Genomic DNA, 13,274 nt, shown 5'->3' with positions numbered 1-13,274 from the left:
CAGAGAAACCTGTCTCGTGTTTCACGGTGATCGATCCGCATGTTCGTGTTCAGGCGGCGCCGGCGCGCTGAGGCGGCCCGGCGGCGTAGGGTGAAAATTTTGCGCGAAGTTCGGGAGCGGCGCGGCTGAATGTCTTGACGACAGAATTTTCAGCCACGTCGGACGAGGTCAGAACACCTTCAGCTGCCGCTCATTCCTGCTGATATCCTCGGCGCCAATCCCGGCTGCTTTCGCGAGGTCGACATTCAATTTGAAGCCGACGATGAAGGCGCTCGGAATATTGCTCGCCCGCTTCGGCTCGTTGAGGTTGTCCGGGTTGATGATAGCCTGCAGGTTCGGCGAAAGCTGGACCGCCGGCGTGATCTGCCAGCCGTAGTTCAGCTCCATCATGACCATGTAGGGCGGCGGCTTTGTGAAGCTGCCAACCGTCGCGCGCGCCAGCCGGACATTATTGAGCGCGTTGTCGCTCCACTTCTCCAGGTTGACGACGAAACCGAGCGTATCGGCGTCGCGCCCTGCGAAGGTTCCCTGCTGCAGCAGCCCGAGTTCGTAATATTGCTGCATGACCGGCTGACCGGAGGTCGCGCTCATGAAGACGCCGAAAACGGTCAGGCCGCGATTGGAATGGGGATCGGGCCGCGTGATCATCTGGTCGAACCGCGCCCAGACGCCGGAACGGCCGAACAAGGTCGCGTAGGGCTGGCCATTGATCGCAGCGAAGCCGCCGTTTTCGGAATAAATCGGGCTGGTATAGGTGGAGCGGTCAACCCAGCCGCCAATCTGGTAATGACGCGGCAGATCGTCATTCTTGAAGCTGGTCGCATAGCCGGCCTCGAAGGGGACGATCGCGCCGGTCGCATTGGCCGTACTCCAGATGCCCCATGGATAGGCCTGGTCGTGATCGAGAGGATTGACCTCCCAGACGCCGCCGTGGAGGTAGATCTTGTCGGTCAGCCAGGCCTTGACGTCGCCGCCCCAGCTCGACGACGGAAAGCCGGAAAAATTACTGGCGAAATAGATCAGCGCCGGATTGCCGCAGGTCGAGTTCACCATGAAATGGCAATAGATCGGCGAATCCAGGAAGGCGATATTGGCGGGGCTGCGCCCGATCGTGACATCCAGGCGATCGTCGAAGAACTTGCGCTCGAGCGTGAACACCGCGAGATGCACGCTCTGGATGCCATAGATTTCCTGAGGTCCGATCGAGCTTCCGATATAATAGCGGGACAATTGGATGCCCTGCCGATCGACCATGGCGAAATGGACAAAAGTGTCTTTCGCCGCTTGCGAGGCGAGCATTTTGCCGAGGTCGATGTCCAGGCCGAAATAGACCTGGCCAGCATAGGTGGCGCCTCGGCTTATTCCGCCGACCGGATTGCCCGCCGGCTCAGCCGTATAGCTGGACGACACGGTAACGCCATGGTCGTACAGGGTCTGCCCGACATTGGCGAAACTGTTCTGCACCTGCGCGCCGACAAGGTCGCTGGCGCTGGCGCCGAAACCGGGCGTGGCGACCGCCTTGTCCGAACCCGCTTGCTGCGCGAAGGCTTGCGCTCCCATGAACAGCGCCACCGATCCGGCCAAGGCTGCGATTGAAACTCGTGTCATTTCGTCCTCCCTCCCGACCGATTGCGCTTAACGATGAGATTCCCAGCCCGCATAGTCGGACACGTTTTTCCGGGTCACAAGCTGAGGCGGGATGAGCGTGGTGGCGGCGGCAGGCTTTTTCCCGTTGAGCAGGTCATTGCCGAGCTGCACGCCAAGCTTCGCCATCGCATAAGGGTCCTGGCTGGCGGACGCCTCGATCAGGGTGTTCGCCTTCAGCGCCTTTTCGATATCGGGCGCGCCATCGACGGACGTGATGACAATATTCGTGCGCCCGAGCTGCTTGGCGGCGAGATCGCTGCCGATGGCCTGCGGATCATTGATCGTGAAAACGGCGTCGAGCTTGGGGTAACGGGTCAGGTATCCCTGCATCACGGCAAGGCCGCCGTCGCGCGAGCCTTTGGCGTCCTGATCGGCGGAGAGAACCTTGATTCCGGGAGCAGCCGAGAACGCCTTCTTGCAGCCTGTCACGCGATCGATCACCGAAGAAACCTGCGGGCCGTTTTCGATGATAACGTCGCCCTTCCCGCCAAGCTTGTCGACAATGAACTGGCAGGCTTCTTCGCCAGCTTTCACATTGTCGGTCATGATCGTGATGTCGGCGCCATCGGCGGCGGTGTCCACCGCCACCACGACAATGCCGGCGGCTTGCGCACGCTTGATCGCGGGGGCGACCGCATGGGGGTCGCCCGGGTTGAGCAGGATGAGATCGACGCCGGCGGCGATGAAATTGTCGATCTGGTTGAATTGCTTGTTGAGGTCGTAATCATAACCCAGGGTCGTCACCTTGACTCCCGGGTTGATTTTTTGCGCCTCCGCCGCCGCGCCCTTCGAGATGGCGACGAAGAAGGGATTGCCCAGCGAGGCGAGCGAAATGCCGACCGACTTGAGTTCCTTCGCTTCCGCCGGCAGCGTCAGCATGACGGCAAGCAGCGCGCCCGCGATTTTCAATTTAGACATTTTCTTCCTCCCGTTGATTTTTTCGTGTCGTTTCAGGTCCGCGCGGAGCCGCGCAGGCGATAGCGGTCGAGCGCAACAGCGCCGATGATGACGAAGCCCTTGATGATGAATTGCCAGATGTCCGAGACGCCGGTCAGGACAAGGCCATTGGTCAGGACCGAGATGATCAGCGCGCCGATCAGGGTTCCCCAGATCGAACCGACGCCGCCGACGAAGCTGGTTCCGCCCAGAATGACCGCGGCGATGGCGTCGAGCTCATAGGACTGGCCGAGCTGCAGGCCGTTGGCGGCATAGAGGCGCGCCGCGGACATGGCGCCGCCGAGGCCGGACAGAAGGCCCGAGACGCCATAGACGAAGAGCAGAACAAGCGGCACCCTGATGCCGGATAGCCGTGCGGCGTCGGGGCTGCCGCCGACCGCATAGATGTGCAGGCCGAGCACCGTACGGCGCAGGACCGCCCAGGAGATCACGACGGTCGCGAAAGCGATGACAACGAGCCAGGGGATGTTGAAGATCGAGCCATTGCCGATGAAGGCAAAGGGTAGATCGGGATTGAAGACGGTTGTGTCATTGCCGAGCAACCGGGCAAGACCGCGCACAGCCGTCATCGACCCAAGCGTCACGATGAAGGGCGGCAGCCGCAGGAAGGCGATCAGTCCGCCATTGCACAGGCCCAGGACCAGACCTCCGGCGAGCGCCGCGGGGAAAGCCAGAAAGGAGGCGCCGGGGACCAGGGAAATCGAGACGGCGACCATTGCGGAGGCTGCAAGGATCGACCCGACCGAGAGATCGATTCCCCCCGTCAATATGACGAAGGTCATCCCGGCGCCCAAGACCGTATTGATGGAAGCCTGCTGGGCGATGATGGATAGATTTTGCCAGCTCAGAAACCGGCCGCTTTGCCACGCATGGCTGAAATCGGCGGTTTCCGCATATCCCGTGACCAATTGGAACAGGATGCACAGAATGAGGAGAACCGGCAGCATGCCCATCGTCTGGATGAGCGGCATGAAATTGAGCTGATGCTTCTTCAAAGCATCCTGCAAGGCATTCCCGGTTGATGCGTTCATGATGCGCGGCTTTCCAGGTTTGAATAGTGGGTGTGGCGATGCTCGGGGACATCGCATTCGGATGCGGCCGTCAGAATGGCGGCGATATTGTTCTGGTTGATCGCGGCGTTGGACGGACCGCCTAGTTCGCCAGCGATGCAGCCCTCGCGCATCACCAGAACCCGATCGCAAATGCCGATCAGCTCGGGCAATTCCGACGAGATGACGATGACGCCGATGCCTCGCTGGGCCAGATTGTCGATCAGGCGATAAATCTCGGATTTGGCGCCAATGTCGACGCCCCGCGTGGGCTCGTCGAGGATCAGCACCCGAGGATTCAACTCCAGCAGCCGCGACAGCAGGACCTTCTGCTGATTGCCGCCCGAAAGCGCGCCGACGAGTCCCTTCGGCGAAGACACCTTGATGTTGAGATCCTTGATCGCCTGGGCGCTTCGTTCCCGGCTTCTGCGGAAATTGAGCAGTCCGCCCATCCGCGCGTCCCGGCTGGCGACCCCGACATTGATGTTGTTGCAGATGGACATGTCGAGGAAGAGCCCAAGCTCCTTGCGATCCTCGGTCAGATAGAGAATGCCGGCGCGAATGGCGTCGAGCGGCGTCGCGATCCGCTTGACGACGCCATCGACCGCGACGCTCCCGGCGCTCGCTTTGTCGGCTCCGTAAATCAGGCGCGCCAATTCGGTGCGTCCGGCGCCAACCAGTCCGGCGATGCCGAGGACCTCGTTCTCATGCAGTTCGAGCGAGCAGCCCTTGACGCGCCGGGCGTCGGACATTCCCTTGACCGAAAGGATCGGCTTGCCGCGAAGATTATGGGCGTCGTGATTCTTTTTGTAGAAGGTCGAAATGTCGCGCCCGACCATCATCTGCACGATGGCGCTGGGGCTGATCGCATGCGTTTCGAGCGTTCCGACATAGGTTCCGTCACGCAAGACCGTCACCCGATCGGAGAGCTCATAGATCTCTTCCATGCGGTGGCTGATGTAGACGATGGCGAGACCTTCATCGCGCAGCGCGCGAATGATCGTGAAAAGCCGTTCGGTTTCGCGCTCGGAAAGCGTCGTCGTCGGCTCGTCCATGATCAGGATTTTCGAATTGGAATGGACGGCGCGCGCGATCTCGACGAGCTGCCGCTCGGCAAGGGTGAGATCGCAAACCTTGGCGTCCGCCGTGAACGAAGCTCCGAGGCGGCGAAGCACATCGGCCGAGCCTTCGATCATCGCCGCCCGATCGAGCCAGCCGGCGGCTAGCCCTTTCCCCCGAAGCTCGCGCCCGAGATAGATGTTCTCGGCGACGCTCAGATTGGGAGAGAGCGAAAGCTCCTGGTAAATGACCGCGACGCCGAGCGCCTTTGCGGCCATTGGCCCGGTCATGGCGACCAAGGTTCCGCCGATTGAAATTTCGGATCCGGCGTCGGGGCGGATGGCCCCGGCGAGAATTTTCATGAGCGTCGATTTCCCGGCGCCGTTTTCGCCCATCAAGGCGTGGATTTCGCCTTGGGCGACGCTGAATTGCACATTGCGCAGCGCCCTGAGCTTGCCGAACGTCTTGGAGATATTGCGCATCTCCAGGATCGGGCCAGCCGATCGCAATTCGATCTCCGACATGTTTCCCTCCCCGACTGACACGGTCTTGAATGAGCCTTGCTCATCGATCGGACGCTGTTTGTCGCGCCTCTGTGTCTGTTCTGGTGATCCAACCTCCCACCAGTTCGCTCCCTTGTCAATAGATAAATCATTTTGGTTTAATAATTGACGCAGACGCCGATCTGGTGCATGTTGAGAACAACGCACAGGCCTCGACGCCAAAAGGCGGCGCTTGCGCCGCGCCAAGCCACAATAGAGAATTTCCGCGTTTCTTCGTTTCTGGACAGCCCTGATGATATTTGACGCAGCTGCGACGCCCCTGGCCGGAGAGAAATCTCGCGGCACCAATCTTCTCGGAGTTCGGGCCTATAATGAGCGGCTCGTCCTTTCCCTCGTGCGCCGTTTCGGCCATCTGCCAAAGGCCGAAATCGCCAGGATGACCAGCCTGTCGGCGCAGACGGCTTCCGTCATCGTGAGGTCGCTTGAAGCGGATGGATTGCTGCTGCGCATGGAGCCCAGCCGCGGCCGGGTCGGCCAGCCCTCGGTGCCGTTGAAACTCAATCCCGACGGCGCCTATGCGCTCGGGCTCCACATCGGCCGCCGCACCGCCCACCTCATGCTGATGGACTTTGTCGGCTCCGTTCGCGACCAGATCCGCTGCTCCTACGCCTATCCGGATGTTGGCGAAATTCTGACGTTCACCACCAAGGGCCTCAACGAGCTGACCAGCAAATTGAGCGGCGCGCAGCAGCAAAGGATCGCCGGCCTTGGCGTCGCGGTTCCCTTCGAACTGTGGAACTGGTGCAGCGAAGTCGGGGCTCCCGACGCAGCACTCGAGGCCTGGCGGAACTGCAATCTGCAAACCGACCTCGAAACCCTGTCGGGATTGCCGGTTTCAATCTCGAATGACGCGACCTCCGCCTGCGGCGCCGAGCTGACGTTCGGCAAGGGCCGCGAACACGAAGACTTCCTCTATTTCTTCATCGGCTATTTCGCCGGAGGCGGCATCGTTCTGAATGGCTCACTCTATCCGGGGCGTCAGGGCAACGCCGGCGCGCTCGGCTCGATGCCTGTCCTCGTCAGGAACAGAAAGACCGGCGTTTTGGAAAAGCGACAACTGATCCATTCGGCTTCGCTGCACAGCCTGGAGCAACGTCTGATCGCCGCCAACATCGATCCGGTCGCCTTCTTCAAATCCCAGGCGTGGGATGGCCTCGGCTCGATCCTTGACGATTGGCTCGAGGAAGCTTCGGACGCCCTCGCCCAGGCCATCGTCGCCTCGGTGTCCGTACTCGATTTCAGCCGTGTGATCATCGACGGCGGCTTTCCCGCCGAAATACGGCAGCGGCTCGTCGCTCTGGTGCGCGAAAAAGCGCGCGCCTCCGATCTTCAGGGGCTTTCGCCTTTCGAGATCGACGAAGGGTCGATCGGCGCGACCGCCCGCGCCATGGGCGCCGCGAGCCTCCCTTTCTTCTCCCGTTTTCTGCTCGACCAGAATGTTCTTTTCAAAGGAGACGCATGATGCTCAAGGGCATCGATCCCTTGCTCGGACCCGAACTGTTGTGCGCGTTGCGCGCGATGGGGCATGGCGATGAAATCGCCATCGTGGACGCCAACTATCCCGCGCAGGCCCACGCCAAACGCTGCCTGCGCGCCGATGGCCATTCGGCGACCGCCATGCTCGAGGCCATCCTGACCGTGTTGCCGCTCGATCGCATGGTTGAAGCAGCAGCCTTCCGACCCGTCCCGCCCGATCGCCCCGCGCATGCAATCCATTTTGAATTCGACGAACTCGTCGCCGCCTATGAGCCGGGACTCCCTGTCGCGCCACTGTTGGGCGAGTCGTTCTACGAACGCGTCAAATCCGCCTATCTGATTTTGGCGACCGGCGAACGGCGTCTTTACGGCAATATCATCCTGCGCAAGGGCGTCATTGAAGAAGACGTCGAGGCGCGCGACGACGTAACCGAAAAGGGCCGGCGGCCCCGCCAGATCGAAAGGCTTGCGCAATGATCCTCGTTTGCGGCGAAGCCCTGGTCGATCTGTTCGTCGATGAAAATCCGGATTCAGGACTGGCGGCGCGGGTCACGCTCGGCGGTTCGCCCATGAATGTCGCGATCGGCCTCGCCCGTCTCGACGAAAAGGTCGCCTTTTGCGGCGGGATTTCCTCCGACCGTTTCGGCCTGGCCCTGCGGCGAAAGCTGGAAGCCGAGCGGGTCGACCTCAAATTCGTCATCGACTCGGACCGGCTGACGACCATTTCAGTCATCACGACCGATTCCTCGGGCCAGCCCAGCTATTCGTTTCACGGCGAAGGCAAGGCGGACCGGGAAGTCGCCTTCTCGATGATGCCAAACCGCTTGCCGGACGACGTTCACGCGCTGACTTTCGGCTCCTACACATTGGCTGTGGCGCCGGTTGCGGATTCCTATCTCGCGCTGGCGCAGCGGGAAGCCGCGCGCCGGGTCATATCGGTCGATCCCAATCTTCGCCTGACCGTCACGCCCGATCTCGCAGCCTGGAAGAGACGCTTTGACGCCTTTCTGTCGCTGGCCGACATCGTCAAGGCGAGTGAGGAAGACATCGCCCTAGCCTATGGGGAAGAGGCCTCGATCGACGAGGTCGTCGCCGGATGGTTCGCGGCGGGCGCAACGCTGGTGCTCGTCACCCACGGCGGCAACGGCGCGACCGGCTATCTGAAAAGCGGCGAGACAATTGCCGTCCCCGGAAAACGGGTCGATGTCGTTGATACGGTCGGCGCGGGCGACACCTTTCACGCCGCGATCCTGAGCTATCTCAACAAGTCCGGGCAATTGAGCAAGAGCGGCGTCGCCGGTCTGACCGCGCAGGAAGTCGGGCGCGCCATTGATTTCGCGGTGACGGCGGCCGCCATCACCTGTTCCCGGCAAGGCGCGGACCTGCCGAGCAAGACGGACGTCGCGGCGATGGTCAGCGGGTAAACGACGCGACATCCGGCGCTCGCTCGCCCGCGTGCAAAGCAAGACAGAGGCAGTCCATCACGACGTTCGCGAGACGGCGGCGGCTTTCGGCTGCCTCGGATTAGCCGCCCGATGACCCAAATGAGGCTTCAAAACCATGAAAAGCGATGCAATCGAAAAGATCTGGAAGCAGCTTGCAATCGAGCATGAGAGAACGGCGCATCATTCGCTCATCGATCTCTTCGCCGACGACGAGACCCGCTTCGAAGCCTTCTCGGCCGGGCTGGACGATCTGCTGCTCGATTTTTCAAAGACCGCGCTGAGCAAGCCCGCGCTCGAACTTCTCCTTCAACTGGCCGAGGCCTGCGAAGTCGCCCAAAAGCGGGAAGCGATGTTCGATGGCGCGCCAATCAACATCACCGAAAATCGCGCCGTGCTGCATACGGCGCTGAGAAATCAAACAGATCGTCCGGTCGTCGTGGACGGCAAGGACGTCATGCCGGGAATACGCGACGAACTCGTGCGCCTCGGCCGTTTCGCCGAAGGCGTCCGCTCCGGCTCGATCAAGACCGCGCGCGGACAAAGCTTTTCCGATGTGATCCACATCGGCATCGGCGGTTCGGATCTGGGCCCCGTCATGACCGTGCAGGCGCTCGCTCCCTATCATGACGGGCCGCGTCTGCACTTCGTTTCGAATGTGGATGGCGCCCATCTCGCGGATACGATCAAAAATTTGGATCCGGCGCGGACGCTCGTCATCGCCGCCTCCAAAACCTTCACGACAATCGAAACCATGACCAACGCCAATGGGGCGCGCGATTGGCTCGCGAACACGCTTGGCGACGCGGCGACGACCGCGCATCTTGTGGCCCTTTCCAATGCGGTCGATCGAGCCGCCGAATTTGGCGTCGCGCCAGATCGAATCTTCGGTTTCGGGGACTGGGTTGGCGGCCGCTATTCGATCTGGTCGTCTATCGGCCTCCCCTTGATGCTGGCCATCGGCGAGGCGCGCTTCAAAGCTTTTCTCGCTGGGGCCTTCGCGATGGACGAACATTTCCGGTCCGCGCCCTTGCATGAAAATTTACCGGTTTTGCTCGGCCTGGTCGGAATCTGGCATCGCAATATTTGCGGTTATCCCTCGCGGGCCATCCTTCCCTATGACCAGCGGCTTCACCGCCTGCCCGCCTATCTTCAACAACTCGACATGGAATCGAACGGTAAAGGCGTGACCCTTTGCGGCGCGCCCGTGACGCGGCCGACCGGCCCGATCATCTGGGGCGAACCGGGCACGAACGGCCAGCACGCGTTCTATCAACTGCTGCACCAGGGCGCCGACGTCATCCCGTGCGAATTCATTGTCGCGGCGCAGGGACACGAAGCGGATCTCGCCCACCACCATTTGCTCCTGGTCGCAAATTGCCTCGCGCAATCTGAGGCGCTGATGATTGGGAGGAGCGCCGCCGAAGCCGAGTCGATCCATCTTGCAAAAACAGGCGACGCGGCGGCGGCGCGAGCGCTCGCGCCGCATAAAGCCTTTCCCGGCAATCGCCCGTCGACAACAATCGCCTATCGCAAACTCGACCCCTATGCGCTGGGACGTCTGATCGCGCTCTACGAGCATCGCGTTTTCGTGGAAGCCGCCATCTTCAATATCAACGCCTTCGATCAATGGGGCGTCGAACTCGGCAAGGAACTCGCGACAAACCTCCTTCCCATCGTTTCGGGCGTCGAGACTGCGACCGGCAAGGATGCGTCGACCTTCGGCCTGATCGCGCATCTTCGAACGCTTGCATCGCCGACGCCGCAATATTCCCGCCCCGCCGAGGTCTCGCCATGCCCCTGACTATCGCCGTCATCGCCCATGACGAAAAGAAAAGGGTCCTCGCCGAATGGGTCATCCGCCATCAGGCGCATTTGCGCGCCCATCGGTTGATCGGCACGGCGTCGACCGGAACATTGCTCCACGAGTCCTGCCCGGACCTCCACATCGATCTCGTGAAGTCAGGTCCCCTCGGCGGCGACCAGCAAATCGGCGCCATGATCGCGGAAGGAAAGATTGATCTTCTGGTCTTCTTCCCCGACCCGCTCACGTCCATGCCGCATGACGTCGATGTGAAGGCGCTCCTGCGGCTCGCCCTCGTCTACGACACGCCCTGCGCCTTCAACTCCGCCAGCGCCGACCAGATTGTCGCGAGCGGAATGCTCAGACCCAAGTCGCCAGACGCGAACCTGAGCGGACAAAAATAGCAGATCCGCCCAAAACTCCGCCGCCCGCATGATGGCCTCTTCGGGTCCGGAAGGCGCGTCATGCTCCGGCCCTCAAGGAGAAGCCGCGTGCGCCATGACTTTAAGCATCCGTTTAACGGCAAATCATTGCCGTCAACCACCGCGGCGATCGTGGGCGCACCCTGATTTGCCTCCTTCGGGAGGTCTAAACGAAAAAAAACTCCGGCTGGAGGGCCGGAGCTTTTGGTTGAGCAAATCCATTTGGTTGCGAGGGGGCGCAACCACCGAAAATTGACGCTTAATTGCAAAGCCTAAGGTCGCCAACGAAATTTCGATCGCCGAACGTCTCAGACGGCCGTGGCGTGTTGCAGTTGACCGCAGTCGACCCAATTCGGAAGTTGGCGGCAGGTGCGCCAGCGGCTGCCGTCGGGGACATTGCGGACCTTCCCGAGGAACTTGTCTCGGCGGTGTGGAACATTCGGCAGGCGACGTCAGGATTGTCATGTATTGGTGTCGAAGATGATCGATTTGCTCATGCCCTGATCGATGCGGTTGCACGAGCGTCGAGTCGTAGGACAGAATGTTCGATCATGGGCTAAAGGCGACATGGCGCGATCCATGTTGACGATCTCGGCCACCCGGAACTGGCTATCCGCTCGCGCCGCTATCGGCCATATCCCGAACCTCTAAGCGCAGCAATCATATTAATGTAATCGTCCGTCCACGGCGCAATCGTTGGAAGATTGTCATCTCGTCCCAACGCCGACCACCGCTTTTCCGTCAGCAAAGGCGCCAAACGTTCAGGCTGGCGCGCCAAGACGACCACAGACGAGGAGGTGTGGATGACGTTCGATCTATCAAGCGTCACGGTCACCGCGCCTGAGAGACCTCGTCTCAACGCGATGGCTTTGATTATGGGCCTCAGGTCGTAAAACCGATTGGAAACATGAAATACGATCACGCCGTCCGCGGCTAGGTGAGAGAGGTAGACGTCCAACGCCTCCTGCGTCACAAGATGGGTTGGAATGGCGTCACCGGAGAAGGCGTCGACTAGAATAAAGTCATATGGCTCCGCATTGCGGTCGCGGGCGGCAAAATTCAGTCGGGCGTCGCCGATAATAACCTCAAGCCGGGCAACGGAGTCCTTTAGATACGTAAATCGCTCCCGGGCCAAAGCCTCGATCCCCGGATCAATCTCATAGAAGTCCACATGCTCGTTCGCTTCGAACCATATCGCGCTCGCGCCTGTGCCCAGACCAATCACGGCGCTGCGCGACGGGTGCACTCTGATGCTTGCCGCTTGCTGTAAGGCGCCTCCGTGATAATAGTAGGTAACAGATTCGTCGCGACGCGCGGCGTTCAGGAACTGCGCGCCATGGATCGTCCACCCATACGCAAGTGTGCGATATGCCGGCACATCGTTCTTTGCTGCCATATCCCGGACGGTTTTGACCCCGTAGAAATTGCGAAAATGCTGACTATGCCCCGTTACCCAATCTGCAACGACAAGAAAGCCGATGCAGGCAACCGTCAGCAGCGTTAACAGCGTAAATCGCATCCCACCCTTAAGAATCGGCAAGCGCCACCATCTCAGGATGCGGTTGGAACGCCAACTAGCGGCGACGACTGCGAGAGCGGCTATCGGGAATTCCGCCACGGTCGTAAAGGCGACGGGCGCAACAAGGCTGACCACCATGCCACCAATCAGGCCGCCGACTGCAATCGTCAGGTAAAATGCAGTCAGTTGGCTGGAAGGAGGCCGGAGGAGATAGAGACATCTATTCGCAATGAGACATAGTGCAAAAAATAAAATCAAAACTCCAGCGATTGCCCATATGCCCAAGAAAAAGATACGGCCGAATATCAACGCGCAAATTGCGATTTCGATCGCGTAGGCGTCCAGGACGCGAACGAGACCGATGGGCCTCCTCGCGAATACGACGATGAAGCTTCCGAGATATAAAGCCAGCGGCAAGACCCATATCAGCGAGATTGAGCCAACCTCATAAGCGATGACATTCGTCGTGGCGACGAGCAATGCGGAAGACGCCGTGCTCAGCGCCAACCATCTACCGACGACGGTCCAGGCGACGCGATCCGTGTTGGCGGGTGGAATCACGCTGCGTGTTTCTCGTCGAGGCCGCAGCATCAGCCATGTGAGGGCTGTTGCTCCGATATAGGCTAAATAGATGACGCTCCATATCCAGCGTTGCGCCGTTACGCCCAAAAAAGGTTCGATCACGAATGGGTAGCCGAGCAGCCCGACCATCGCCCCGAAGTTCGAAACGCCGTAGAGGAAAAATGGCTCCGACAAGCTCTCGGCGGTTGAGGTCCGATACCACCAAACCTGCGCGACGACGGCGGTCGAGCTGAGAACAACAAAGGGCAGCGATATCTGACTGAACAATCCGAACGTCAATGCCGCAATCGGGGCTTGAGGCGCCACGGCGGAACTGAAGCTCAACGGCAACTGAACGATTGGCATTAGAACGATAATAAGGTGCCAACCGCCAATTCGAGGCGCTACAAGGTGTGCATAGAGATATCCCGCAAGGAGCAGCGCCTGAAAGACCATCAGGCTGACGGCCCAGACATGGACGGCGCCGCCGAAAAACGGCGTCACCATTCTTCCGACGATTGGCTCCATCACAAACGTAAGAAACGCGCCTATGAAAACCATGGCGGCGGTAGAATATGTCAAACCCCGCTGAGGCGAATTCCGAGCGAACGTCAATTTCAATTTGAGATTCCCGGTAAGTAGTTACACTAAAATTACGGCACGTCGACAATGGGAGATAAATATAGAGCCTCGTGTCGATATCGACGGTTGTGAGATGCACAACTTCGAAATCGCCGCTAGCAACTGCCGAAAGCTCGCATTGGTCTTCTTGTCC

At 60.3% G+C, this 13,274-nt stretch carries 10 protein-coding genes; 5 read left to right on the top strand and 5 right to left on the bottom strand.

Features of this window, described 5'->3' with window-relative positions:
• Window positions 1-168: 168 nt before the first annotated feature.
• Genes QM467_RS00155 through QM467_RS00140 form a run of 4 tightly spaced genes read right to left on the bottom strand, consistent with a single transcriptional unit; the run spans window position 169 to window position 5,236 of the window.
• Window positions 169-1,608, bottom strand: coding sequence for a carbohydrate porin (locus tag QM467_RS00155; protein WP_283364254.1), 1,440 nt, complete (start codon window positions 1,606-1,608; stop codon window positions 169-171).
• Window positions 1,609-1,635: 27 nt separating this feature from the next.
• A complete protein-coding gene (locus tag QM467_RS00150) occupies window positions 1,636-2,565 on the bottom strand; it encodes an ABC transporter substrate-binding protein (protein ID WP_283364253.1) in 930 nt (309 codons plus the stop codon).
• A 32-nt stretch (window positions 2,566-2,597) separates the two neighbouring features.
• Window positions 2,598-3,575, bottom strand: coding sequence for an ABC transporter permease subunit (locus QM467_RS00145; RefSeq protein WP_283364728.1), 978 nt, complete (start codon window positions 3,573-3,575; stop codon window positions 2,598-2,600).
• 56 nt (window positions 3,576-3,631) lie between these two features.
• A complete protein-coding gene (locus QM467_RS00140; protein WP_283364252.1) occupies window positions 3,632-5,236 on the bottom strand; it encodes a sugar ABC transporter ATP-binding protein in 1,605 nt (534 codons plus the stop codon).
• Window positions 5,237-5,507: 271 nt separating this feature from the next.
• On the opposite strand from QM467_RS00140, the gene QM467_RS00135 reads away from it, so the two are divergent.
• The 5 genes from QM467_RS00135 (at window position 5,508) to QM467_RS00115 (ending at window position 10,401) form a co-directional block, all read left to right on the top strand.
• Complete coding sequence (locus tag QM467_RS00135) at window positions 5,508-6,737, top strand: ROK family transcriptional regulator (RefSeq protein ID WP_283364251.1); 1,230 nt, start codon at window positions 5,508-5,510, stop codon at window positions 6,735-6,737.
• Window positions 6,737-7,228 carry an RbsD/FucU family protein gene (locus QM467_RS00130; protein ID WP_283364250.1) on the top strand — a complete coding sequence of 164 codons (492 nt, stop codon included), beginning with the start codon at window positions 6,737-6,739 and terminating at the stop codon, window positions 7,226-7,228. Before QM467_RS00135 ends, QM467_RS00130 begins: the two co-directional genes overlap by 1 nt.
• Window positions 7,225-8,175 (top strand): carbohydrate kinase family protein, encoded by a 951-nt coding sequence (locus QM467_RS00125; RefSeq protein ID WP_283364249.1) that lies wholly within the window; start codon window positions 7,225-7,227, stop codon window positions 8,173-8,175. Before QM467_RS00130 ends, QM467_RS00125 begins: the two co-directional genes overlap by 4 nt.
• Window positions 8,176-8,311: 136 nt before the next feature.
• Complete coding sequence (gene pgi / locus QM467_RS00120) at window positions 8,312-9,997, top strand: glucose-6-phosphate isomerase (protein ID WP_283364248.1); 1,686 nt, start codon at window positions 8,312-8,314, stop codon at window positions 9,995-9,997.
• Entirely contained in the window at window positions 9,988-10,401 is a 414-nt protein-coding gene (locus tag QM467_RS00115) for a methylglyoxal synthase (protein WP_283364247.1), read from the top strand. Before pgi ends, QM467_RS00115 begins: the two co-directional genes overlap by 10 nt.
• Window positions 10,402-11,044: 643 nt before the next feature.
• Here the strand turns inward: QM467_RS00115 and QM467_RS00110 are convergent.
• A complete protein-coding gene (locus QM467_RS00110; RefSeq protein WP_283364246.1) occupies window positions 11,045-13,120 on the bottom strand; it encodes a fused MFS/spermidine synthase in 2,076 nt (691 codons plus the stop codon).
• Window positions 13,121-13,274: the final 154 nt, after the last annotated feature.

Origin of the sequence: Rhodoblastus sp. 17X3 (assembly GCF_030056575.1) — a bacterium.
Classification (GTDB): domain Bacteria; phylum Pseudomonadota; class Alphaproteobacteria; order Rhizobiales; family Beijerinckiaceae; genus Rhodoblastus.
This window is presented reverse-complemented; position numbering and strand designations above follow the sequence as displayed.